Source organism: Mycobacterium liflandii, assembly GCF_022354805.1.
GTDB lineage: Bacteria > Actinomycetota > Actinomycetes > Mycobacteriales > Mycobacteriaceae > Mycobacterium > Mycobacterium marinum.
Genome location: NZ_CP023138.1, coordinates 2,213,851 through 2,237,473, shown reverse-complemented (window position 1 = coordinate 2,237,473; position 23,623 = coordinate 2,213,851). Strand labels below are relative to the sequence as shown.

Genomic DNA, 23,623 nt, shown 5'->3' with positions numbered 1-23,623 from the left:
AGATTCAACGTGGAATTCACTCTGCCAGAACATCTTCAGAGCCTACTCGCCCAGATGGACGAGTTCATCGAGGCCGAGATCAAACCGCTGGAACACGAACACATTCAATACTTCGACCATCGTCGCGAGCACGCCCGCACCGACTGGGACAACGATGGTGTCCCGCGCCGGGAATGGGAAGAACTGCTAGCCGAGATGCGCAGGCGCGCCGACCAGGCGGGCTGGCTGCGCTACGGGCTGCCGGCCCGGTTCGGCGGTCGCGACGGGACCAACCTGGACATGGCCGCCATCCGCGAACATCTGGCGCACAAAGGCCTTGGCCTGCACAACGACCTGCAAAACGAGTCCTCCATCGTCGGCAACTTCCCGCAGGTCATCATGATGGATCGCTTTGGCACCGACGCTCAGAAAAGCGAATGGACCGAGGCGCTCATCACCGGCGAGCGGTCGATGGCGTTCGGGCTGACCGAGCCGCTGCACGGGTCGGATGCCACCTGGATGCAGACCCAGGCCGAGCACGCCGGTGACAGCTGGATCATCAACGGCGCCAAGCGGTTCAACACCGGTGTGCATCGCGCGACCCACGACCTGGTGTTCGCCCGAACCTCGGGCGAGCCGGGGCAGGCCCGGGGCATCACCGCGTTCCTGGTCCCAACCGACACCGCGGGATTCAACGTCCCGTACTACTGGTGGACGCTGAACATGCCCACCGATCACGGCGAGGTCGAGCTCACCAACGTGCGCGTCCCCGATGACGCGGTGCTGGGCGAGGTCGATCGGGGCCTCGAGGTGGGCCAGACTTTTCTGCACGAGAACAGGATTCGCCAGGCGGCCAGCAGCCTGGGCGCGGCCCAATACTGTATCGACCGGGCCGTCGGCTACGCCGGCGAACGCCGCGTGTTCGGCAAGCCGCTGTCGGTGAACCAGGCCATCCAGTGGCCGCTTGTCGAACTGCAGACCGAGGCGCAGATGGTGCGGCTGCTGGTGTACTACGCGGCCTGGCATCTGGACCGAAATCACCATATGGAGGTGTCCGACAAGGTCTCGATGGCCAACTACCGCGCAAACCGACTGGTGTGCGAGGCCGCCGACCGGGCCATGCAGGTGTTCGGCGGCGTCGGCTACAGCCGGCACGAACCATTCGAGCACATCTATCGCCACCACCGCCGATACCGGATCACCGAGGGCGCCGAGGAAATTCAGATTCGCCGGGTCGCGCAGCGGCTGTTCAAGTTTGGCCAGAAGTGACCGAGTTGGCCGACCGCCTGGCCACCGTGTTGCGCCCGATGCTGGGCACCGAGGTGGCCATCGACAAGCTGCGCGCACTGACCGGCGGAGCCAGCAGGACCACCTGGGCATTCGACGCCGTTACCGGCCACCGACGCCGATCGCTGATCCTGCGCACCGGGCCGCCCGACGATGTGCACGCCGGCATGGAGCTCGAAGCCCGCGTTCAGGCCGCCGCCGCGGCCGCCGGTGCACCGGTCCCCCACGTGCTGGTCGCCGACGACTCCCCCGCCGCACTGGGCAATCCGTTCCTGATCTGCGACGAGGTCGGCGGCGAAACCATCGTCCGGCGCATCCAACGCCAGCTCGACGACGCGGGCCGGCAGCGGCTACTGGGTGAATGCGCGCAGGCGCTGGCCGCGATTCACCGCGCCGACGCCGGCGACGCCGGCCTTGTCCACGAAGACCCGGTGGCGCACTGGCGTGAACGGCTCGACGCGATGGGTGAGTCCACCGCCACCTTCGAATGGGCGTTCCGCTGGCTCGATGCCCATCGGCCGGCCGAGTCGGCACCGGTTCTGGTGCACGGCGACTACCGGATGGGGAATCTGATCGTCGAGGGATCCAGGCTTGCCGCCGTGCTGGATTGGGAGCTGGTGCACGTCGGTGCGGGATACGAGGACCTGGCCTGGTTCTGCGTGCGGGCCTGGCGGTTCGGGGCTCCGGCCAGCTACGGCGCCGGCGGGCTGGGCAGCATCGAGGACTTCCTGCGGGCCTACGAGCGGGCCGGCGGCACCGCCGTCGACCGAGGCGCTTTTCACTGGTGGCTGGTGTTGGCCACGCTGCGTTGGGGCGTGATCTGCCAATACCAGGCATGGCGCCACTTGAGCGGGCAGGCCCGCTCGGTGGAGTTGGCGACGATCGGCCGACGGGTATGCGAGAACGAATGGGATCTGCTGGACCTATTGGAGGGGGCCTGATGCGCACCGGCAACTACGGGCGTCCAACCGCGGCCGAGCTCGTGGCCGCCGTCGCCGAGTTCCTGGAGGGCGATGTCCGGGCGGCGACCGACGGCCAGGTCAACTTTCATGCCAGGGTGGCCGCCAATGCCCTGCGCATCGTCGAGCGAGAGCTGCTCGGCCCCGGTGACGCCGAGGTGCGGACCGCGCTGGGCGAGTTGGGCTTCGCCGACGAGGCCGCTCTGGCCGCGGCCATCCGGGCCGGCGAACTCGACGGTCGCGCCGAGGTGGTCATCGGGTGCCTGCGCACACTGGTGCGACATCGATTGGCAGTTGCCCACCCCGGATACGACAGCGAATAGGAGCCCGGCGCATGCCCCCACCGCCCCTATCCAGCACCGAGGCTATCACTAAGGTAGCCGACCCATTGTTCACCGCGATCGAGAACGGCGACCGGGCCGAAGTCGACCGGATGTGGAGCCCCGACATTGCGGTCTGGCGGGTCGGCGCGCGCCGGGACAACGACAAGGCGCGCGCGCTGCGGGTGATCGATTGGTTCCTCTCGGCGACCACCGAGCGCCGCTATGAAATCCTGGACCGTCGGGTGTTCAGCGACGAATCAGCCAGCGGCTTCGTCCAACAACACACGTTGCACGCGACCGGCCGAGCCGGCCAGGTGATCGCGATGCGGGTCTGCATCGTGATCAAGCTGGACAGAGATGGTGTGATCAACCGTATCGACGAATACTTCGACCCCTCCGAACTCGCGCCCCTGCTCGACTAGGGCGCCGACGAGCTCGACAACCGTGAGGAGCGATGATGACGACCCTGGAAGCTCTGCTGAGCGATCCCGCCGCCCAAGGCCCATGGCATCTCGTCGCCGACCGCTCGACCATCACCTTCAAGATCAAGAACATGTGGGGTCTGCTGACCGTCAAGGGCGAATTCACCAACTTCGGCGGCTACGGCGAGTTGGCCGACCACGGCGCAGTCTCCGGTCATCTGGAGATCGAAACGGCCTCGGTGCGCACCGGCATCGGCAGCCGGGACAAGCATCTGCGCTCGGCCGACTTCTTCGATGTCGAGCGTTTCCCGCAGATCCGCGTGGTGGTCACCGGACTGCAGCCGACCAACGGCCGCGGGGCCGACCTGCGGGCGAACTTCACCATCAAAGGCGTCGGCGACCCGGTACCGCTGCCGGTGACAATCACCGAGTTCGGCGACGGCTCGGTGCGGATCTGCGGCGAGGCCGAAATCGATCGCGCGCAGTTTGGCCTGGACTGGAACAAGTTCGGGGTGATGGCCAGGACGGCGACCGTGTCGGCGGTGTTGGTCTTCGCCCCGGCGCGGGTCGTCTGATTCAACGCGGGTCCAGCGCACTTGCCGTGGTGCCACCCGGCGCCGGGCAACCGGAGACCAGTAGCATCTGCACCGTGGCCGACTCCAGCGAAGACCTGCGGATCCTCGTCTACAGCGACAATGTCCAGACCCGCGAACAGGTAGTGCGGGCGCTGGGCAAACGGCTACATCCGGACTTGCCCGCGCTGACCTACGTCGAGGTGGCGACGGGCCCCATGGTTTTGCGGCGAATGGACGAAGGCGGCATCGACCTGGCCATTCTCGATGGTGAGGCGACACCCACCGGGGGCATGGGAATCGCCAAGCAGCTCAAGGACGAACTGGATAACTGCCCGCCGCTGGTGGTGCTCACCGGCCGCCCCGACGACGCCTGGCTGGCCAGCTGGTCGCGGGCCGAGGCCGCGGTGCCTCACCCCATCGACCCGATTGTGCTGGGCCGAACGGTGCTGGGTCTGCTCCGCGCGCCCGCGCTGTAGCCCAAGCGCTTGGTCCGGCCCGGTGTGGCCGACCGGTCAGCAAGGCCCGCTGGGGATCCCGCGGGCGGGGGTGGTTTCCTGCGACGGCAGGGACTGTGGGAACGGCACCCGATAGGGAATTCCCTGCGGGGAGCCGGTGTAGGGATTCGGGTTCACCCCCACCGTGCCCAACCACACGTTGGGAATGCACTGCGGCAGCTTGGGCAGGGCGGCCAATCCCGGATGACTCAGGCTGGGCCGCGACGGGTTGGGCGGGACGGCGAAGTTGAATGCCGAGGTCATGTCGCCCACCGTGCTGTCGCGCCAGGGGGTGAGATTGGGGACCGGTACCGAAAACCGCTTGCTGATCAACTTCAGCTGCGAGGTGTGGTCGAACACGTCGTGGACCATCAAGCCGCCGCGGCTAAATGGCGAGATGACAATGCCGGGGACGCGATAGCCCAAGCGGATCGGCCCGCGTATGCCACCGGCCCCCGAGACCGAATTGATGTCCGGCACGGTGAGGTATTCGCCGGGAGTTCCCTCCGGCGCGGTAGGCGGAACGACGTGATCGAAAAAGCCGCCATTTTCGTCGTAACCGACGATCAGCGCCGTCTTCTCCCATACCGCCGGATTGGATAGCAAGATCCTGAGCAGGTTCACGATGACGACGGCTCCGACGGCCGGCGGGCAGGGCTCCGGCGTTGTTGATTAGCAGGCTTGTGAGCTGGGGAATTGTGGATTGAGGAGGTCTAGGCGGCGGTTGGCGGTCAAAGCGGTGATCCGGCAGGCTTCGGCGATGTTGTCGGCGCCGTTGAGGCGGTGCAGATTGATCGCGGTGTTGCGTAGCGTTGCTAGGACCTGTGCGCCGTTTCCGGTATGTGCCCTTTGACGGTCTTCGTCGAAGGTGACGTCGCGTATCCAGTGCAGGCTGTTCTCGATTCCCCAGTGTTGACGCATCCAGGTCATGATCGCGGTAGGGCGGGCGTGCTCGAACGGCAGGCTGCAGATGGCATAGACCACCTCCACGCTGCGCTGGTCGGTGGCGGTGATCAAGCGTTCACGAGTGATCCGGATGATTTGTTTTGCGTAGGGGAAGCCGATTCCTCGTGCAGCGGTGATGATTTGCAGGGTGCGGGTCTCGACACGGCCGTGGCCGCGGGAGTCGTCGGTAGCGGCTGTGGGCACCTCGGCCCAGGGCAGCGCGGTGATACGCGCAAGTATTTTGGCTTGGTTGGACTTGACGATCATCAGGTAGTGCGACTTCAAGGTGGCGCAGATCAACTTCGCGGTGACGACCTGGGTATGCATCGCATCCACGGTGACCAGCCACCGCAAGCTACCCGGCAGCAGCGTGAGCAGGGCACGTACGCAGGGAATTTCATTGCTTTTCTCGGCGACAGCGAGTTGACCGAGCACCAATCGGGCACGGTGGGCGAACACCGACACGAGATGCGTGGCTGTCGCTTTGGCGCGTAAAGGCACCACGCAGCATCTTGCCGTCCAACGCGATCGGCACCAATCCACTGGGGTCGCTGCTGGCCACGTGTGCAGTGAAGTAACTGCCCATCCTGGCGTTGAGGTCGGCGGGGTCTAGCCGAGACAAAACATCGCGGAAGGTCTTCTCACTGGGCCGCCGGAACCGGACCCCTAATTAGGCCAACACATCATCGGGAGCGGTGGCCGCCCATGTAGCAAAACCAGCATAGCCGCGCATCCCCGCGGCAGTGGCCAGAACCGCGATCGCCAACAAAGCCATCAGCGAATACCTCCGACCGCGTGGGTCCCTCGGGTCTAGCACCGAGACCAACACATCGAGAAACTCCGATCCGATGACCTCGCTACGCTCACCAGGACTCCAGCGGTCGAACACCTCTGGAACCGACGACACAGGCAATACTGAAACGGTAGGCACGGGCAACTCCAGACCAACGACGAACAGTAACCAACTCGATCGTTCTCCAGATAGCCCGTGCCTACACTCCGGCCCCAATAGCGCGGCACCAAAGATCATCAACCCAGCTCACAAGCCTGCTAATCAACAACGCCGGAGCCCTGCATCGCCGCCGAACCCTGCCAGGCCTGACCCGCCAACCCTGCGGTCACCGAAGCAAACGATTGCGCCGCGGTGCTCAGCTCCTCGGCAAGCCCCTGCCAGGCCGCGGCCGCCTCCAGCATCGGCGCTGTGCCAGCACCAATAAACATTCGCAGAGAATTGATCTCCGGTGGCAGCACAAAGAAACTCACGGCATCAATCCTCCCAGATCGCGGGGCAGTATTGCACTGCCTTTCGCGAACTCCCCAGCGACAACCCGCCAGCAGCAAACATTAGCAACAAGTGGTGCCAGTTATCCGACGGTTTACCTGACTTTCATAGGAATCCGCACCGGCACTCGACGGCAACCAGCTACGTCAATCGGCGGCAATCGCCGATGCCGCGACCCCGCGCTGACCCTGGCCGCTCATCACCGTGACCAGCAAGCCAGGCGCGACGCGGCCGCGCATCCTGGGGATGTCCACCAGGTTGACCCCCCGGCATGTAGCCCCGCCGAAGCGCGACTATGTTGAAGGTCACTGTGACGGTCCACACGCCCGGTCCGTCACAGCAGCCCAGTCAGCCGCCCGGCCGCCGTGCTGGCGGCCCGTACGACGGATCATGGAGCGACTTGAACGCTTACATACCCATCCTGGTACTGGCGACGCTCGCCGCCGGCTTCGCCGTGGTCTCGGTTGTGATCGCAAGCCTGGTCGGACCGACCCGCTTCAACCGGTCGAAACTTGCCGCCTACGAATGCGGAATCGAACCCACCGAGGCGCAAGCCGGGGCCAGCGGCCGCGAAACGGCGAGCGGGCAGCGGTTCCCGGTGAAGTATTACCTGACCGCAATGTTGTTTATCGTCTTCGACATCGAAATCGTGTTCCTCTATCCATGGGCGGTCAGCTTCGATGCACTGGGGACGTTTGCTCTAGTTGAGATGGCGATATTCATGCTCACGGTGTTCGTGGCGTACGCATACGTGTGGCGCCGCGGGGGCCTGACGTGGGATTGAGGTAGGTCGTGGGACTGGAAGAACAGCTACCCGGCGGAATCCTGTTGTCGACAGTCGAGAAAGTAGCGGGCTATGTCCGCAAGAACTCACTGTGGCCGGCAACGTTCGGGCTGGCATGCTGCGCAATCGAGATGATGGCAACCGCGGGGCCGAGGTTCGACATCGCCCGGTTTGGGATGGAGCGGTTTTCGGCGACACCACGCCAAGCGGACCTGATGATTGTGGCGGGGCGGGTCAGCCAGAAGATGGCGCCGGTGCTGCGCCAGATCTACGACCAGATGGCCGAGCCGAAATGGGTTCTGGCCATGGGCGTGTGCGCATCGTCGGGCGGGATGTTCAACAACTACGCGATCGTGCAAGGCGTGGACCACGTTGTTCCGGTCGACATCTACCTGCCCGGCTGTCCACCCCGTCCGGAAATGCTGTTGCACGCAATCCTCAAGCTGCACGAGAAGATTCAGGAAATGCCGCTGGGCGTCAACCGGGAACGCGCCATCGCCGAAGCCGAAGAGGCGGCGATGTTGGCCAGGCCCACTATCGAGATGCGTGGATTGCTGCGATGAGCTCGCCAGACCAGAACCCATCAGACGCAGCGGGCCAAACCGGCTCCTCCAATGAAGAAGTGGTCGACGTGCGTCGCGGCATGTTCGGCGTCAAAGGCACCGGCGACACCTCCGGATACGGGCGACTGGTGCGCGAGATCGTGCTGCCGGGCAGTAGCCCCCGCCCGTACGGCTTCTACTTCGACGAGATCGCCGATCGCCTGGCCGAGGCGCTGAACCGCGACGGCGTCGAATTCGAGGATGCCATAGAGAAAGTCGTGGTCTATCGCAACGAGTTGACCCTGCACGTTCGCCGCGAGGCCCTACTGCGAGTCGCACAGTCCCTCCGCGACGAGCCGGAATTGCGCTTTGAGCTGTGCCTGGGAGTCAACGGGGTGCACTACCCGCATGAGACCGGCCGCGAACTACACGCGGTTTACCCGCTGCAATCGATCACCCACAACCGTCGCCTGCGGCTGGAAGTGTCTGCCCCCGACAGCGATCCGCATATCCCGTCGCTATACGCCGTCTACCCGACCAACGATTGGCACGAGCGCGAGACATACGACTTCTTCGGCATCATCTTCGACGGGCATCCCTCGCTGACGCGAATCGAGATGCCTGACGACTGGCAGGGGCACCCACAGCGCAAGGACTATCCACTCGGCGGCATCCCGGTCGAATACAAGGGCGCGCAGATACCCCCACCCGACGAGCGAAGGGGTTACAACTGATGACGAAACAAGAAGAGAAATGACCGACACCGAAACCGTGCTGGTCGCGGGCGGACAGGACTGGAACGAGATCGTCGAGGCCGCCCGCGGCGCCGACCCTGGGGAACGCATCGTCGTCAACATGGGGCCCCAGCACCCTTCCACCCATGGGGTGCTTCGGCTGATCCTCGAGATCGAGGGTGAAACCGTCACCGAGGTCCGGTGCGGAATCGGCTACCTGCACACCGGAATCGAGAAGAACCTCGAATACCGGTACTGGACTCAGGGCGTCACCTTCGTGACCCGGATGGACTACCTGTCGCCGTTCTTCAACGAGACCGCCTACTGTCTGGGTGTCGAGAAACTCCTGGGCATCACCGACGAGATTCCCGAGCGGGTCAACGTCATCCGGGTGATGATGATGGAGCTCAACCGGATCTCCTCGCACTTGGTCGCATTGGCCACCGGCGGCATGGAATTGGGTGCCATGACACCGATGTTCGTCGGTTTCCGGGCCCGCGAGATCATTCTCAGCCTGTTCGAATCGATCACCGGCCTGCGGATGAACAGCGCCTACATCCGGCCCGGCGGTGTGGCACAGAACCTGCCACCGGATGGGCCTACCGAGATCGCCAAAGCCATTGCGGATCTTCGCCAGCCGCTGCGCGAGATGGGGGATCTGCTCAACGAAAACGCCATCTGGAAGGCGCGCACCCAGGACGTCGGCTACCTGGATCTGGCCGGATGCATGGCCCTGGGCATCACCGGCCCGATCCTGCGATCCACGGGGCTGCCCCACGATCTGCGCAAGAGCGAGCCCTATTGCGGCTATGAGAACTACGAGTTCGACGTGATCACCGCTGACGGTTGCGATGCCTACGGCCGCTACATGATTCGTGTCAAAGAGATGTGGGAATCGATCAAGATCGTCGAGCAGTGTCTGGACAGGCTGCGGCCCGGGCCGACCATGATCGAGGACCGCAAACTGGCGTGGCCGGCCGATTTGAAGGTGGGGCCCGACGGCATGGGCAACTCACCCGAACACATCGCCAAGATCATGGGTAGTTCGATGGAAGCCCTGATCCACCACTTCAAGCTGGTCACCGAGGGGATCCGGGTGCCGGCCGGTCAGGTGTATGTGGCCGTGGAATCACCGCGCGGCGAGCTCGGCGTGCACATGGTCAGCGATGGCGGCACCCGCCCCTACCGCGTGCACTACCGCGACCCCTCATTCACCAACCTGCAAGCGGTTGCAGCAATGTCCGAAGGCGGGATGGTTGCCGACTTGATTACCGCGGTCGCCAGCATCGATCCCGTGATGGGAGGGGTGGATCGGTGAACGCGCCACAGAGTCAGCCGGTATTCGTCCGGCTCGGACCGCCACCCGAGGAGCCCAACCAATTCACGGTTGAGGGCGCCCCGCAGGCCTACCCGCCGGATGCGCTGGCACGGCTGGAGATCGAAGCCAAGGAGATCATCGGCCGCTATCCCGACCAGCGCTCCGCGCTGCTGCCGTTGCTGCACCTGGTGCAGGGCGAGGACTCCTACCTGACCCCCGCGGGCCTGCAGTTCTGCGCAAATCAGTTGGGCCTGACCGGAGCCGAGGTTTCGGCGGTGGCCAGCTTCTACACCATGTATCGCCGTGGGCCGACCGGCGAATACCTGGTCGGCGTCTGCACCAACACCCTGTGCGCGGTGATGGGCGGCGACGCAATCTTTGAGACCCTCAAAGACCACCTCGGCGTCGGCAACGACGAGACCATCTCCGATGGCTCGGTCACCTTGGGGCACATCGAATGCAACGCGGCCTGCGACTACGCGCCGGTGGTGATGGTCAACTGGGAATTCTTTGACAACCAGACACCGGAATCGGCGCGCGAACTCGTTGACTCGCTGCGCTCTGGCGAACCGATCGCGCCTACCCGGGGCGCTCCGCTGTGCGGCTTCCGCCAGACATCGCGCATTCTGGCCGGCTTGCCCGACACCCGGCCCGACCAGGGCCAGGGCGGTGCGGGTGCCGCGACATTAGCCGGACTGCGGGTGGCGCAAGACAACGACATGCAGGCACCGCCGGCACCTGGAGGGCAGTGATGACTTCCCAGGCAACACCTTTGACGCCGGTCATCAGTCGTTACTGGGACGACCCCGAGTCGTGGACGCTGGCCACCTACCGTCGCCACGACGGGTACCGGGCGTTGGAGAAGGCCCTGGCCATGGGGCCCGACGCGGTGATCGAAACGGTGAAGGACTCGGGTCTGCGCGGACGCGGCGGCGCCGGCTTCTCCACCGGCACCAAGTGGTCGTTCATTCCGCAGGGCGATGCCGGTCCCGCGGCCAAGCCCCACTATTTGGTGGTCAACGCCGACGAGTCCGAACCCGGCACGTGCAAAGACATTCCGCTGATGCTGGCCACACCGCACGTGCTCGTCGAGGGCGTCATCATCGCCGCCTACGCGATCCGGGCCAGCCACGCGTTCATCTACGTGCGTGGCGAGGTGCTGCCGGTGTTGCGCCGCCTGCAGAACGCGGTGGCCGAGGCATACGCCGCGGGCCTGTTGGGCCGCAACATCAATGGCTCCGGATTCGATCTGGAACTGGTGGTCCACGCCGGCGCGGGTGCCTACATCTGCGGCGAGGAGACCGCGCTGCTGGATTCGCTCGAGGGCCGGCGCGGTCAGCCACGCCTGCGGCCCCCCTTCCCCGCGGTTGCCGGGCTCTACGGCTGCCCGACGGTGATCAACAACGTCGAAACGATCGCCAGCGTCCCGTCCATCATCCTCAACGGCGTCGACTGGTTCCGCTCGATGGGCAGCGAGAAGTCGCCCGGCTTCACCCTGTATTCGCTGTCCGGCCATGTAACCCGGCCCGGACAGTACGAGGCCCCGCTGGGGATTACCCTGCGCGAATTGCTCGACTACGCCGGCGGGATACGGGCCGGGCACCAACTGAAGTTCTGGACGCCGGGCGGATCGTCGACCCCATTGCTCACCGACGAGCACCTCGATGTGCCGCTGGACTACGAGGGCGTCGGCGGCGTGGGGTCCATGCTGGGCACCAAAGCGTTGGAGATCTTCGACGAGACCACCTGTGTGGTCCGTGCGGTGCGGCGCTGGACCGAGTTCTACAAGCACGAATCATGCGGCAAATGCACCCCGTGCCGAGAAGGCACGTTCTGGCTGGACAAGATCTACGCGCGCCTCGAAACGGGCAAGGGCACCCGCGAGGATATCGACAAGTTGCTCGACATCTCGGATTCCATCTTGGGAAAGTCGTTCTGCGCCCTGGGTGACGGAGCTGCCAGCCCGGTGATGTCCTCGATCAAGCACTTCCAAGACGAGTACATCGCCCACGTCGAACAGGGCGGTTGCCCCTTCGATCCCCGGGACTCCATGCTCACAGCAGGCCGGAATACCGCGAAAGGGACTGGGCCACAATGACAAGTGCGGCCAATACCAAGACCGGCGACGGGGTGAGCCAGCCGGAGCTGGTGACGCTGACTATCGACGGTGCCGAAATCAGCGTTCCCAAAGGAACTTTGGTTATTCGGGCCGCCGAGCTCATGGGTATACAGATCCCACGGTTCTGTGATCACCCGCTGCTCGAGCCGGTCGGCGCGTGTCGGCAATGCCTGGTCGAGGTGGAGGGGCAGCGCAAGCCGTTGGCGTCGTGCACCACCGTCGCCACCGACGACATGGTGGTTCGCACCCAGCTCACGTCCGAGGCCGCCGACAAGGCACAGCACGGCGTGATGGAATTGCTGCTGATCAACCACCCCTTGGACTGCCCGATGTGCGACAAGGGTGGTGAATGCCCGCTGCAGAACCAGGCCATGTCCAACGGGCAGCCCGAGTCGCGGTTCACCGACGTCAAGCGCACCTTCGCCAAGCCGATCAACATCTCCGCGCAGGTGTTGCTGGACCGCGAACGCTGCATCCTGTGCGCCCGGTGCACCCGGTTCTCCAACCAGATTGCCGGGGACCCGTTCATCGACATGCAGGAGCGCGGCGCCCTGCAGCAAGTCGGCATCTATGCCGACGAACCGTTCGACTCCTACTTCTCGGGCAACACCGTGCAGATCTGCCCGGTGGGTGCGCTGACCGGGACCGCCTACCGGTTCCGGGCGCGCCCATTCGATCTGGTCTCGAGCCCCAGCGTCTGCGAGCACTGCGCATCGGGGTGTGCGCAACGCACCGACCATCGCCGCGGCAAAGTACTGCGCCGGCTCGCCGGTGATGACCCTGAAGTCAACGAAGAGTGGAACTGCGACAAGGGCCGCTGGGCGTTCACCTACGCGACCCAGCCGGACGTCATCACCACTCCCCTGATCCGCGACACCGACGGCAACCTGGTCCCGGCATCGTGGTCGCACGCCATCGTGGCAGCGGCCCGGGGCCTGCAGGAAGCCCGCGGCCGCACCGGTGTGCTGGTCGGCGGCCGGGCCACCTGGGAGGATGCCTACGCCTACGCCAAGTTCGCGCGAATCACCCTGGACAGCAATGACATCGACTTCCGGGCCCGGCCGCACTCGGCCGAGGAGGCCGACTTCCTGGCCGCACGTATCGCGGGACGGCCGGTAACCGTCAGCTACGCCGACCTGGAATCCGCGCCGGTGGTGTTGCTGGTCGGGTTCGAGCCGGAAGACGAGTCGCCGATCGTGTTCTTGCGGCTGCGTAAGGCGGCGCGCAAAAACGGTCTTCCCGTTTACGCTCTCGCCCCGTTCGCCACCCGCGGCCTGCAGAAGATGTCGGGCCGGCTGATCAAGACCACTCCCGGCGCCGAGCCCGCGGCGCTGGACGCCCTGGCCACCGGCGAGCTAGGTGACCTGCTGGCGACGCCGGGCGCGGTCATCATGGTCGGCGAGCGCATGGCCACGGTGCCCGGTGGATTGTCCGCCGCGGCACGGTTGGCCGACAGCACCGGCGCCCGGCTGGCCTGGGTACCACGGCGGGCCGGGGAACGTGGCGCGCTGGAAGCCGGCGCGCTGCCCACGCTGCTGCCCGGCGGCCGTCCGCTGGCCGATGACACCGCCCGCTCGCAGGTTCGTGCGGCGTGGCACGTTTCCGACTTGCCGACCGCCCCTGGACGTGACGCGGCCGGCATCCTGGCCGCCGCCACCGACGGGGACCTGGACGCCCTCCTGGTGGGAGGCTTGGAGCCCGACGACTTCGCGGACCCTGACGCGGTGCTGGCCGCGCTGGACGCCGCCGGGTTCGTGGTCAGCCTGGAACTGCGGCACAGCCCCGTCACCGAGCGCGCCGACGTGGTGTTCCCGGTCGCGCCGACCACGCAGAAGTCCGGAGCGTTCGTCAACTGGGAGGGCCGCTACCGGGAATTCGAACCGTCGCTGCGGGGCAGCACCCAGCAAGCCGGCCAGTCAGATCACCGGGTCCTCGACGCGCTGGCCGATGAGATGGGCGTCTATCTAGGGATGTCGTCGGTCGAGTCGGCGCGCGAAGAGCTCGCGGCGCTGGGCAACTGGGATGGCAAGCACGCCGCCAGCCCCCATGTCACTGCCGCCGGTGCGGCCCAACCCGCGGCGGGTGAGGCCATCCTGACGGGCTGGCGGATGCTGCTCGACGCGGGGCGGTTGCAGGACGGCGAACCCCATCTGTCCGGCACCGCACGCCCACCGGTGGTGCGTCTGGCGGCAGAAACTGCCGCCGAGATCGGCGCCGCCGACGGCGACGCGGTGACCGTCAGCTCGTCACGTGGCTCGATCACCTTGCCGCTGAACATCACTGACATGCCCGAACGGGTGGTGTGGCTGCCCCTCAACTCGCCTGGTTCGGCGGTGTATCGCCAGCTGGGCGCGGGGATCGGCAGCGTCGTACGAATCGGCGCCGGCTCATGGCCCGCACCAGCGACGATGCAGAGCGAAGCGATGAACAGGAGTGGCGCCCATGACCGATTTCGGACATGACGTCTGGTGGCTGGTCGTCGCCAAGGCGATCGCCATCTTCGTGTTTCTCATGCTGACGGTGCTGGTGGCGATCTTGGCCGAACGCAAGTTGCTGGGCCGGATGCAATTGCGCCCCGGCCCAAACCGGGTGGGGCCCAAGGGCTCGCTGCAAAGCCTGGCCGACGGAATCAAGCTGGCGCTCAAAGAGAGCATCACCCCCGGCGGCATCGATCGATTCGTTTACTTTGTCGCCCCGATCATCTCGGTGATTCCCGCGTTCACCGCGTTCGCGTTCATCCCGTTCGGTCCGGTGGTGTCGGTGTTCGGGCATCGCACGCCGCTGCAGTTGACCGATCTGCCGGTGGCGGTGCTGTTCATCCTGGGCCTGTCGGCGATCGGGGTGTACGGCATCGTGCTCGGCGGCTGGGCATCCGGATCCACCTACCCGCTGCTGGGTGGGGTGCGTTCGACCGCACAGGTCATCTCCTACGAGGTGGCCATGGGGCTGTCGTTCGCGGCCGTGTTCCTCTATGCCGGCAGCATGTCGACCTCGCAGATCATCGCCGCACAGGATCGCGTCTGGTACATCTTCCTGCTGCTGCCGTCGTTCGTGATCTACCTCATTTCGATGGTGGGCGAGACCAACCGGGCCCCCTTCGACCTGCCCGAGGCCGAGGGTGAGCTGGTGGCCGGTTTCCACACCGAGTACTCGTCGCTGAAGTTCGCGATGTTCATGCTCGCCGAATACGTCAACATGACAACGGTTTCGGCGCTGGCGGCCACGTTGTTCCTGGGCGGCTGGCACGCGCCATGGCCGTTGAACCTGTGGCACGGGGCCAACGCGGGCTGGTGGCCGGTGCTTTGGTTCACCGCCAAGGTGTGGGGATTTTTGTTCATGTACTTCTGGCTGCGCGCCACGCTCCCTCGGCTGCGCTACGACCAGTTCATGGCGCTGGGCTGGAAGCTGCTGATTCCCGTCTCGCTGGTGTGGGTGCTGATCGCGGCGGTGATCCGGACCCTGCGCAACCAGGGCTACCAATACTGGACACCGGCGCTGGTGGTCAGCAGCATCGTCGTGGCCGCAATCCTGGTGATGTCGCTACGAAAACCGTTCAGCACGCCCAACGCCGTGACAAAGGCCCGGCGGCGCGGCAAACAGCCGGCCGCCGGCCCCGACGAGCAAGGCGCCTTGGAACCGCTGTTCCCGACGCCGCCGCTGCCCATGAAGCCGCTGGCTCAGCCAGTTGGTGCGAGCAAGGAGAACGCCCGTGGTTAAATTCCTGGACTCCATTGCCGGATTCGGCGTGACCTTCGGGTCGATGTTCAAAAAGACGGTCACCGAGGAGTACCCGGAGAAGCCGGGTCCGGTAGCTCCCCGGTATCACGGCCGCCATCAGCTCAACCGCTACCCCGACGGCCTGGAGAAATGTATCGGTTGCGAGTTGTGCGCCTGGGCCTGCCCGGCTGACGCGATCTACGTCGAGGGCGCGGACAACACCGACGAGCAACGGTTTTCCCCGGGTGAACGCTACGGCCGGGTGTATCAGATCAACTACCTGCGCTGCATCGGTTGCGGTCTGTGCATCGAGGCTTGTCCGACCCGGGCGCTGACCATGACCAATGACTACGAGTTGGCCGACGACAACCGTGCCGACCTGATCTATGAGAAGGACCGGCTGCTGGCCCCGCTGCAGCCCGAGATGACCGCGCCGCCGCATCCCAGGGCTGCCGGCGCCACCGACAAGGACTACTACCTGGGCAACGTGACCGCCGAAGGCTTGCGCGAAACACAGAAAACCGGAGAGTCGCGGTGACTTCGACCCTGGCTTCCAGTCTGGCCGCGGACACCATCACCGTTACCTCGACCGGTGAGGCGGTGACCTTCTGGATTCTGGGTGCGCTGGCGCTGGTCGGTGCGCTCGGGGTGGTGATGGCCGTCAATGCCGTGTACTCGGCGATGTTCTTGGCGATGACGATGATCATTTTGGCCGTGTTCTACATGATCCAGGACGCGCTGTTCCTGGGGGTGGTCCAGGTCGTCGTCTACACCGGCGCGGTGATGATGCTGTTCTTGTTCGTGCTGATGCTCATCGGTGTGGACTCCGCGGAGTCGCTCAAAGAGACGCTGTGCGGGCAGCGGGTCGCCGCGCTGGTGATCGGGGTCGGATTCGGTGTCCTGTTGATCGCCGCCATCGGCAATGTGGCGGCCGGAGGCTTCGCGGGGTTGACGGCCGCCAACGCCAACGGCAACGTCGAGGGCTTGGCGGCGCTGATCTTCTCGCGCTACCTGTGGGCCTTCGAGTTGACCAGCGCACTGCTGATCACCGCGGCCATCGGCGCGATGGTGCTGGCCCACCGGGAGCGCTTCGAGCGCCGCAAGTCCCAACGCGAACTCTCCCAGGAGCGCTTCCGCCCCGGCGGTCACCCCACACCGCTGCCGAACCCCGGCGTCTACGCACGCCACAACGCGGTCGATGTGGCCGCGCTGCTGCCCGACGGCTCCTACTCCGAGTTGTCGGTCCCGGGATCCTGCAGACCCGCGGGGCGGATGGACTCCAGACGCCTTCGCCCGAGGCCATCACAGGTGGTGCGTCATGAATCCCGCCAACTATCTGTATCTTTCGGCGCTGCTGTTCACCATTGGCGCCTCCGGGGTGTTGTTGCGCCGCAATGCGATAGTCATGTTCATGTGTGTCGAGCTGATGCTCAACGCCGTCAACCTCGCGTTTGTCACGTTCGCCCGAATGCACGGGCATCTGGACGGACAAATGATCGCGTTCTTCACGATGGTGGTCGCAGCCTGCGGAGTCGTCGTCGGTCTGGCCATCATCATGACGATTTTCCGTACCCGCAAATCGGCGTCGGTCGACGACGCGAACCTACTCAAAGGCTGATAGCGCCACAGTGACGAACTTTCTGGGGACTCAACACACCTGGCTGCTGGTGGCGCTGCCGCTGGCGGGTGCCGCGATCTTGCTGTTCGGCGGTAGGCGGACCGACGCGTGGGGACACTGGTTGGGTTGTGCGGCGGCCCTTGCCTCATTCGGCGTTGGCGCGACCATGCTCGCCGACCTCGTGGGGCGCTCCGCCGACGATCGGCTCATCCACCAAACGGTCTTCACCTGGATGCCGGTGAGCCAGCTGCAGGTGGACTTCGGACTGCAAATCGATCAGCTGTCCATTTGCTTCGTGCTGCTGATCACCGGAGTCGGATCGCTGATCCACATCTACTCGGTCGCCTACATGGCCGAAGACCCCGATCGCCGTAGGTTCTTCGGCTACCTCAACCTGTTCTTGGCCTCGATGCTGCTGCTGGTGGTCGCCGACAACTACGTGTTGCTCTACGTCGGGTGGGAAGGCGTGGGCCTGGCGTCCTACCTGCTGATCGGCTTCTGGTACCACAAGCCGTCGGCCGCCACGGCGGCCAAGAAGGCGTTCGTGATGAACCGGGTTGGCGACGCCGGGCTGGCTTTGGGCATGTTCGTCATGTTCAGCACCTTCGGCACGCTGTCCTACGCCGGGGTCTTTGCCGGTGCGCCGGCCGCCAGCCGGGGAGCGCTGACCGCGATGGGTTTGCTGCTGCTGCTGGGGGCGTGCGCCAAGTCCGCCCAGGTGCCGCTGCAGGCCTGGTTGGGCGACGCGATGGAGGGCCCCACCCCGGTATCCGCCCTGATCCACGCCGCCACCATGGTGACCGCCGGGGTGTACCTGATCGTGCGGTCCAACCCGCTCTACAACCTGGCGCCGGACGCACAGCTGGCCGTGGTCGTGGTGGGTACCGTCACGCTGCTGCTGGGGGCGGTCATCGGGTGCGCCAAGGACGACATCAAACGCGCGCTGGCCGCCTCAACGATGAGCCAGATCGGCTACATGGTGCTGGCCGCCGGCCTGGGCCCGGCCGGCTACGCGTTCGCGATCATGCACCTGCTCACCCACGGTTTCTTCAAGGCCGGACTGTTCCTGGGATCCGGATCGGTCATCCACGCGATGCATGAGGAACAGGACATGCGCCGGTACGGGGGGCTGCGCGCCGCCCTGCCCGTCACCTTCGTCACCTTCGGGCTGGGCTACCTGGCGATCATCGGTGTGCCACCCTTCGCGGGCTTCTTCTCCAAGGACGCGATCATCGAGGCAGCGCTGGGCGCCGGCGACACCCGCGGCTATGTGCTCGGCGGCGCGGCCCTGCTGGGAGCGGGGGTCACCGCGTTCTACATGACCCGGGTGATGCTGATGACCTTCTTCGGTGAGAAGCGGTGGGCGCCGGGAGCCCACCCGCACGAGGCTCCGGCCCTGATGACCTGGCCGATGATCCTGCTGGCCTTCGGCTCCGTCTTCTCCGGTGGTCTGCTGGCGATGGGCGGCACGCTGCAGCGTTGGCTCGAGCCCGTCGTCGGAGCCCATGAGGAAGCCACCCATGCGCTCCCGACCTGGGTCAGCACCACGGTGGCGCTCGGTGTCGTCGCCGTCGGTATCGCGGTCGCCTACCGGATGTACGGCACCGCTGCCATCCCCCGGGCGGCCCCCGTCCGGGTTTCGGTGCTGACGACGGCCGCGCGCGCCGACATGTATGCCGATGCCTTCAACGAGGAGGTGTTCATGCGCCCTGGCGCGCAACTGACCGACGCGGTGGTCGAGGTCGACAACGCGGGTGTGGACGGCTCGGTCAACGCTTTGGCCGGATTGGTGAGCATGACGTCGAATCGGTTGCGACGAATGCAAACCGGCTTCGCCCGCAACTACGCGTTGTCGATGCTGGCCGGTGCAGTCCTGGTGGCCGCGGTGCTCTTGGCGGTGCAGCTGTGGTGAACTCACACGTACCGTGGCTGACGCTGCTGTGGCTGGTCCCGCTGGCCGCTTCGGTGCTCATCATCTTGCTGCCCCCGGGGCTGCGCCAGCTCGCCAAGTGGACCGGCCTGATCGCCAGCGTCCTGACGCTGGCGGTGTCGGTTGTCGTCGCTACCGGGTTCAAGCCGAGCGGCGAGCACTACCAGTTCGTCGAAAACCGTTCCTGGATCCCGGCGTTCGGCGCCAGCTACACGCTCGGGGTGGATGGCATCGCGGTGGTGCTGGTGCTGCTGACCACGGTGCTGATCCCGCTGCTGCAGATCGCCGGCTGGAATGACGGCGGCGAACGCACCAGGGGTGTGCACGCCTACGTCGCGTTGACGCTGGCCATCGAGTCGATGGTGCTGATCTCGGTGGTCGCGCTGGACGTCTTGCTGTTCTACGTGTTCTTCGAGGCCATGCTCATTCCGATGTACTTCCTCATCGGGGTTTTCGGGCAGGGCCGCGCGCGCTCCGGGGCCGCGGTGAAGTTCCTGGTGTACAACCTGTTCGGCGGGCTGATCATGCTGGCAGCGGTCATCGGGCTCTATGTGGTGACCGCCCAAAACGGGTCTGGAACTTTCGACTTCCGCGACATCGTGGCCGGCGTGCAGGGCGGGCATTACGGCGAACATCCGGCGGTCTTCAAAGCCTTGTTCCTCGGATTCATGTTTGCGTTCGCCATCAAGGCCCCGCTGTGGCCCTTCCACCGCTGGTTGCCCGATGCGGCGGTGGAGTCCACGCCGGCGACCGCGGTGCTGATGATGGCGGTGATGGACAAGGTCGGCACGTTCGGCATGCTGCGCTATTGCCTGCAGCTGTTCCCGGACGCCTCAACCTATTTCCGCCCGTTGATCGTGACGCTGGCCATCATCGGCGTGATCTACGGCGCAGTCGTGGCGATCGGTCAGACCGACATCATGCGACTGATCGCCTACACGTCGATCTCGCACTTCGGGTTCATCATCGCGGGGATCTTCGTGATGACCACCCAGGGCCAGAGCGGTTCGACGCTGTACATGCTCAACCACGGACTGTCGACGGCCGCGGTCTTCCTGATCGCCGGCTTCCTGATCTCGCGCCACGGCAGCCGGGCGATCGCCGACTACGGCGGTGTGCAGAAGGTGGCTCCGGTGCTGGCCGGCACCTTCCTGGTTTCGGCCATGGCCACCCTGTCCTTGCCCGGCCTGGCCCCATTCATCAGTGAATTCCTGGTCCTGCTTGGCACTTTCAACCGCTACTGGCTGGCCGCAGCCTTTGGCGTCACCGCGCTGGTGCTTTCCGCCATCTACATGTTGTGGCTGTACCAACGCGTGATGACCGGACCGCTGGCCAAGGGCAACGAGCGCATCGATGACCTGGTGCCACGCGAAATGATCGTGGTCGCGCCGCTGATCGCGATGCTGCTGATCCTCGGGGTCTATCCCAAACCCGTGCTCGATGTCATCAACCCGGCGGTCGAGCACACCATGAGCACCATCGGCCAGCACGATCCCGCGCCCAAGGTGCCACACCCGGTTTCGGGCGTGAGCGCCCCCGGACAGCCGAAGGACCACACGAATGATTTTGCCCAGCCCAAGCATCGAATACTTCCTGCTGTGTCCGATGCTCATCGTTTTCGGCATCGCCGTCGTCGGCGTGCTGGCCGAGGCGTTCCTGCCGCGCCGGCTGCGATACGGCGCGCAGGTGACACTGGCCCTGAGCGGGTTGGTGGCCGCATTCGTCGCGGTCATCGTGCTGGCCCGGTCGATTCCGGTGACTGGCCGCCGCGCCGTGCTCGGGTCGATGGCAGTGGATCGGCCAACGCTGTTCTTGCAGGGCACGGTGTTGCTGGTGGCGGTGATGGCGGTCATCTTCATCGCTGAACGCAGCGCCCACCGGGTGGCCGCCCAGACCAAGACGGCGGTCGCCGCGGGCAGCGGCGGACTCGACTCCTTCACGCCGCAGGCTTCGGCCGTGCCCGGCAGCGACGCCGAACGCGAGGCGCAACGTGCGGGGGCAGCGCAAACCGAAATCTTCCCGCTGCTCACGCTTTCCGTCGGCGGCATGATGGTATTTCCCGCGGCCAACGACCTGTTGACCATGTTTGTCGCGCTCGAAGTGCTCTCCCTGCCGCTGTATCTGATGTGCGGACTGGCGCGACACCGCCGGTTGCTGTCGCAGGAATCGGCGCTGAAGTACTTCCTGCTGGGCGCGTTCTCTTCGGCATTCTTTCTCTATGGTGTCGCGTTGCTCTATGGCGCTACCGGCTCGCTGACCCTGACCGGTATCCGGGATTCGCTGGCGGCACGCAGCGATATGTCCATGGCCTTGGTGGGCGTCGGTCTGCTGTCGGTCGGTCTGCTGTTCAAGGTTGGCGCCGTCCCCTTCCACTCGTGGATTCCCGATGTGTACCAAGGCGCACCCACGCCGATCACCGGGTTCATGGCGGCGGCCACCAAGGTTGCCGCTTTCGTCGCCCTACTTCGGGTGGTCTACGTGGCGCTGCCCCCGCTGCACGATCAGTGGCGGCCGGTGCTGTGGGCGATTTCGATATTGACCATGGCGGTTGGCACCATCACCGCGGTGAACCAGACCAATGTCAAACGGATGCTTGCCTATTCGTCGGTCCCACACGTCGGCTTCATCCTGACCGGCGTGATCGCCGACAACTCGGCGGGTCTGTCGGCGACGCTGTTCTACCTGGTTGCCTACAGCTTCAGCACGGTGGGCGCATTCGCCATCGTCGGCTTGGTCCGCGACGCGGACGGGGTCGAGGACGCCAACCTGTCCCATTGGGCGGGGCTGGGTCAGCGCTCCCCGATTGTGGGCGTGATGCTGTCGATGTTCCTGCTGGCCTTCGCCGGCATCCCGCTGACGAGCGGGTTCATCAGCAAGTTCTCCGTGTTCAAGGCCGCCGCCGAGGGCGGTGCGGCGCCGTTGGTGGTCATCGGTGTCATCTCCAGCGGAGTGGCCGCCTACTTCTACGTCCGGGTGATCGTGTTGATGTTCTTCACCGAAGAGTCCAGCGACACACCGCAAGTGGTGGCGCCCGGCATCTTGAGCAAGGCGGCGATCGCGGTTTGTGCGGCGGTCACTGTGCTGCTGGGGATCCTGCCGCAACCGGTGCTCGACCTCGCCAACCAGGCCGCCCACTTGCTGCACTGAACCAGCTGTGGGGTGACCCGGCTGGTGACTCACGGGGGTAATCGCCCCTACCAGCGGGCTAGAGGTGGAAGAACCCCGACTGGTTGTCCATGGTGTTGAAGAAGCCCGAAGTGAAGGCTCCTGAGCTGAAGACGCCCGAGGTGAACGAAATGGTGATGAACGGCGCCACGTACACATAACCGTTGTCACCGGAGTTTGCGATACCGATGTTCAGAAAGCCGTTGTTGAACAGCCCCCTGTTGAGGCCGCCCCCGGAGTTACCGATGCCCGCGGTGCCGGGGCCCATGTTGAAAAAGCCCGATGTCCCCTGGTTGAAATGAATGGGGATCGGCGGCGCCGGCGGCGGAAGCGTCTTGGTGGTTTCGTACTGGGCGTTTTGGATACCGGAGGTATCGACACCGGAGTTGTTGAAGCCGGAGAGTCCGGCACCGGTATTGCCGAAGCCCGAGTTCGGGCCAGCCTGGGTGGCGGAGCTCGCGATGGACGTGTTCAGGTTGCCCGAATTGAACAGACCGGTATTGATGTCCCCCGAATTCCCCCATCCGGTGTTGGTGCTGCCCGAGTTGAAGTCACCGGTGTTGACGTCGCCAGCGTTGAAGCTGCCGGTGTTCGACAGGCCCGAGTTTCCGAAGCCGAAGTTGCCGCCGCCACCGTTGCCGAAACCGAAATTGCCGCCTCCCGCGTTCCAGGCGCCGAAGTTGGCGGCACCAGCGTTCTGAACGCCCGTATTGACGCTGCCGGAATTTTCGAATCCCGTGTTGGTATCACCGGAGTTCAAGAAGCCGTAGTTACCGTTGCCCGAGTTGAAGAAGCCCACGTTGTGGTCACCAGAGTTGAAGAACCCGATGTTGTTGCTTCCCGAGTTGCCAAAACCCGTGTTGGCGAGTCCGGTGTTCAACGCGCCAATGCCCATCTGGTTGTCGCCGGTGAGCCCAAAGCCAATGTTGTTGTTACCGGTGTTGGCAAACCCCACGTTGCCATCTCCGAGATTGGCGAAACCAAAGTTGTTGCTGCCAAGGTTGGCAAAGCCGCGGTTGGTGTCGCCGATATTTCCGCTGCCGATGTTACTGCTGCCGGTATTACCGTTGCCGAAGTTGTGACTGCCGAGGTTGCCACTGCCGACATTACTGTCACTGCCGACCGATGAGAGCACCCCGTTTCCGCTACCCAGATTCGAATTGCCGTAGTTGCCGCTGCCCAGGTTTCCGTCGCCGTAGTTGCCACTGCCGACGTTGGAGCCGCCGGTGTTTCCGCTCCCGAGGTTGAGGTTGCCGATGTTGCCGCTGCCCAGGTTGTTATCCCCGGTGTTGCCGTTGCCCAGGTTGAAGTCGCCAATATTGCCCAGCCCCAGGTTGAAAGCGGGAATTGCCGATGCGGCGGCCTGTAGCTGAGCTACCCCCGGTAGGCCCGAGATCCATTGCTGTAGCCCCGCCTCCCAGGACGGCAAT

19 protein-coding genes and 5 pseudogenes are annotated in these 23,623 nt (G+C 65.1%); 20 read left to right on the top strand and 4 right to left on the bottom strand.

Annotation, left to right across the window (positions count from 1 at the left end; all coding sequences use genetic code 11):
* Positions 1 to 9 precede the first annotated feature (9 nt).
* The 6 genes from CKW46_RS10155 to CKW46_RS10130 all read left to right on the top strand — a co-directional run bounded on the left by CKW46_RS10155 (position 10) and on the right by CKW46_RS10130 (position 4,021).
* Positions 10 to 1,248 (top strand): acyl-CoA dehydrogenase family protein, encoded by a 1,239-nt coding sequence (locus CKW46_RS10155; protein ID WP_015354946.1) that lies wholly within the window; start codon positions 10 to 12, stop codon positions 1,246 to 1,248.
* Entirely contained in the window at positions 1,245 to 2,207 is a 963-nt protein-coding gene (locus CKW46_RS10150; RefSeq protein WP_015354945.1) for a phosphotransferase family protein, read from the top strand. Before CKW46_RS10155 ends, CKW46_RS10150 begins: the two co-directional genes overlap by 4 nt.
* Positions 2,207 to 2,548 carry a DUF6285 domain-containing protein gene (locus CKW46_RS10145; protein WP_020786332.1) on the top strand — a complete coding sequence of 114 codons (342 nt, stop codon included), beginning with the start codon at positions 2,207 to 2,209 and terminating at the stop codon, positions 2,546 to 2,548. Before CKW46_RS10150 ends, CKW46_RS10145 begins: the two co-directional genes overlap by 1 nt.
* A gap of 11 nt (positions 2,549 to 2,559) precedes the next feature.
* Positions 2,560 to 2,970: a nuclear transport factor 2 family protein gene (locus tag CKW46_RS10140; protein ID WP_482053116.1), complete on the top strand. Its 411-nt coding sequence runs from the start codon at positions 2,560 to 2,562 to the stop codon at positions 2,968 to 2,970.
* Positions 2,971 to 3,005: 35 nt separating this feature from the next.
* Positions 3,006 to 3,545 carry a YceI family protein gene (locus tag CKW46_RS10135; RefSeq protein WP_015354942.1) on the top strand — a complete coding sequence of 180 codons (540 nt, stop codon included), beginning with the start codon at positions 3,006 to 3,008 and terminating at the stop codon, positions 3,543 to 3,545.
* Positions 3,546 to 3,619: 74 nt separating this feature from the next.
* Positions 3,620 to 4,021, top strand: a complete 402-nt coding sequence (locus CKW46_RS10130; RefSeq protein WP_011740418.1) for an Rv3143 family two-component system response regulator — start codon at positions 3,620 to 3,622, stop codon at positions 4,019 to 4,021.
* A gap of 36 nt (positions 4,022 to 4,057) precedes the next feature.
* Here the strand turns inward: CKW46_RS10130 and CKW46_RS10125 are convergent.
* The 3 pseudogenes from CKW46_RS10125 to CKW46_RS10115 form a co-directional block, all read right to left on the bottom strand.
* A pseudogene (locus CKW46_RS10125) lies at positions 4,058 to 4,690 on the bottom strand (alkaline phosphatase family protein); the annotation flags it as partial.
* A 21-nt stretch (positions 4,691 to 4,711) separates the two neighbouring features.
* Positions 4,712 to 5,915, bottom strand: a pseudogene (locus tag CKW46_RS10120) (ISAs1-like element IS2404/ISMul1 family transposase).
* Between the two features lie 143 nt (positions 5,916 to 6,058).
* Positions 6,059 to 6,247, bottom strand: a pseudogene (locus tag CKW46_RS10115) (PPE domain-containing protein); the annotation flags it as partial.
* 419 nt (positions 6,248 to 6,666) lie between these two features.
* Between CKW46_RS10115 and CKW46_RS10110 the strand changes: the two are divergent.
* The 14 genes and pseudogenes from CKW46_RS10110 to nuoN all read left to right on the top strand — a co-directional run bounded on the left by CKW46_RS10110 (position 6,667) and on the right by nuoN (position 22,175).
* On the top strand, positions 6,667 to 7,050 hold the full coding sequence (locus CKW46_RS10110) for an NADH-quinone oxidoreductase subunit A (RefSeq protein ID WP_011740422.1): 384 nt from the start codon (positions 6,667 to 6,669) through the stop codon (positions 7,048 to 7,050).
* Between the two features lie 8 nt (positions 7,051 to 7,058).
* On the top strand, positions 7,059 to 7,613 hold the full coding sequence (locus CKW46_RS10105; RefSeq protein WP_011740423.1) for a NuoB/complex I 20 kDa subunit family protein: 555 nt from the start codon (positions 7,059 to 7,061) through the stop codon (positions 7,611 to 7,613).
* Positions 7,610 to 8,326, top strand: a complete 717-nt coding sequence (locus CKW46_RS10100; RefSeq protein ID WP_012393325.1) for an NADH-quinone oxidoreductase subunit C — start codon at positions 7,610 to 7,612, stop codon at positions 8,324 to 8,326. The genes CKW46_RS10105 and CKW46_RS10100 overlap by 4 nt, the downstream gene beginning before the upstream one ends.
* A gap of 19 nt (positions 8,327 to 8,345) precedes the next feature.
* Positions 8,346 to 9,644: an NADH dehydrogenase (quinone) subunit D gene (nuoD, locus tag CKW46_RS10095; protein WP_015354938.1), complete on the top strand. Its 1,299-nt coding sequence runs from the start codon at positions 8,346 to 8,348 to the stop codon at positions 9,642 to 9,644.
* Positions 9,641 to 10,396 (top strand): NADH-quinone oxidoreductase subunit NuoE, encoded by a 756-nt coding sequence (gene nuoE, locus CKW46_RS10090; RefSeq protein ID WP_117437223.1) that lies wholly within the window; start codon positions 9,641 to 9,643, stop codon positions 10,394 to 10,396. The genes nuoD and nuoE overlap by 4 nt, the downstream gene beginning before the upstream one ends.
* On the top strand, positions 10,396 to 11,742 hold the full coding sequence (nuoF, locus tag CKW46_RS10085; RefSeq protein WP_482053115.1) for an NADH-quinone oxidoreductase subunit NuoF: 1,347 nt from the start codon (positions 10,396 to 10,398) through the stop codon (positions 11,740 to 11,742). The genes nuoE and nuoF overlap by 1 nt, the downstream gene beginning before the upstream one ends.
* On the top strand, positions 11,739 to 14,225 hold the full coding sequence (locus tag CKW46_RS10080) for an NADH-quinone oxidoreductase subunit G (protein ID WP_015354937.1): 2,487 nt from the start codon (positions 11,739 to 11,741) through the stop codon (positions 14,223 to 14,225). Before nuoF ends, CKW46_RS10080 begins: the two co-directional genes overlap by 4 nt.
* Complete coding sequence (nuoH, locus tag CKW46_RS10075) at positions 14,206 to 15,480, top strand: NADH-quinone oxidoreductase subunit NuoH (protein ID WP_011740429.1); 1,275 nt, start codon at positions 14,206 to 14,208, stop codon at positions 15,478 to 15,480. Before CKW46_RS10080 ends, nuoH begins: the two co-directional genes overlap by 20 nt.
* 43 nt (positions 15,481 to 15,523) lie before the next feature.
* Positions 15,524 to 16,018 (top strand): NADH-quinone oxidoreductase subunit NuoI, encoded by a 495-nt coding sequence (gene nuoI, locus CKW46_RS10070; RefSeq protein WP_420891829.1) that lies wholly within the window; start codon positions 15,524 to 15,526, stop codon positions 16,016 to 16,018.
* Between the two features lie 8 nt (positions 16,019 to 16,026).
* Positions 16,027 to 16,802: pseudogene (locus CKW46_RS10065) on the top strand (NADH-quinone oxidoreductase subunit J).
* Positions 16,799 to 17,098, top strand: a complete 300-nt coding sequence (gene nuoK / locus CKW46_RS10060) for an NADH-quinone oxidoreductase subunit NuoK (protein ID WP_015354935.1) — start codon at positions 16,799 to 16,801, stop codon at positions 17,096 to 17,098. Before CKW46_RS10065 ends, nuoK begins: the two are co-directional and overlap by 4 nt.
* Positions 17,099 to 17,108: 10 nt before the next feature.
* Positions 17,109 to 19,010 (top strand): NADH-quinone oxidoreductase subunit L, encoded by a 1,902-nt coding sequence (gene nuoL / locus CKW46_RS10055; RefSeq protein ID WP_482053114.1) that lies wholly within the window; start codon positions 17,109 to 17,111, stop codon positions 19,008 to 19,010.
* Positions 19,007 to 20,592: pseudogene (locus tag CKW46_RS10050) on the top strand (NADH-quinone oxidoreductase subunit M). The gene nuoL and the pseudogene CKW46_RS10050 overlap by 4 nt, the downstream one beginning before the upstream one ends.
* Positions 20,589 to 22,175, top strand: a complete 1,587-nt coding sequence (gene nuoN / locus CKW46_RS10045; RefSeq protein WP_482053112.1) for an NADH-quinone oxidoreductase subunit NuoN — start codon at positions 20,589 to 20,591, stop codon at positions 22,173 to 22,175. Before CKW46_RS10050 ends, nuoN begins: the two are co-directional and overlap by 4 nt.
* A gap of 58 nt (positions 22,176 to 22,233) precedes the next feature.
* Here the strand turns inward: nuoN and CKW46_RS10040 are convergent, their stop codons facing one another.
* A complete protein-coding gene (locus CKW46_RS10040) occupies positions 22,234 to 23,622 on the bottom strand; it encodes a beta strand repeat-containing protein (protein ID WP_412176900.1) in 1,389 nt (462 codons plus the stop codon).
* Position 23,623: the final 1 nt, after the last annotated feature.

Bases quoted from the DNA above. Each gene is read 5' to 3' on its own strand.
- nuoH (WP_011740429.1), top strand. From the start codon at position 14,206: ATGACCGATTTCGGACATGACGTCTGGTGGCTGGTCGTCGCCAAGGCG.
- nuoN (WP_482053112.1), top strand. From the start codon at position 20,589: ATGATTTTGCCCAGCCCAAGCATCGAATACTTCCTGCTGTGTCCGATG.
- CKW46_RS10145 (WP_020786332.1), top strand. From the start codon at position 2,207: ATGCGCACCGGCAACTACGGGCGTCCAACCGCGGCCGAGCTCGTGGCC.
- nuoD (WP_015354938.1), top strand. From the start codon at position 8,346: ATGACCGACACCGAAACCGTGCTGGTCGCGGGCGGACAGGACTGGAAC.
- nuoF (WP_482053115.1), top strand. From the start codon at position 10,396: ATGACTTCCCAGGCAACACCTTTGACGCCGGTCATCAGTCGTTACTGG.
- CKW46_RS10100 (WP_012393325.1), top strand. From the start codon at position 7,610: ATGAGCTCGCCAGACCAGAACCCATCAGACGCAGCGGGCCAAACCGGC.
- CKW46_RS10080 (WP_015354937.1), top strand. From the start codon at position 11,739: ATGACAAGTGCGGCCAATACCAAGACCGGCGACGGGGTGAGCCAGCCG.
- CKW46_RS10140 (WP_482053116.1), top strand. From the start codon at position 2,560: ATGCCCCCACCGCCCCTATCCAGCACCGAGGCTATCACTAAGGTAGCC.
- CKW46_RS10135 (WP_015354942.1), top strand. From the start codon at position 3,006: ATGACGACCCTGGAAGCTCTGCTGAGCGATCCCGCCGCCCAAGGCCCA.
- nuoK (WP_015354935.1), top strand. From the start codon at position 16,799: ATGAATCCCGCCAACTATCTGTATCTTTCGGCGCTGCTGTTCACCATT.
- nuoI (WP_420891829.1), top strand. From the start codon at position 15,524: ATGTTCAAAAAGACGGTCACCGAGGAGTACCCGGAGAAGCCGGGTCCG.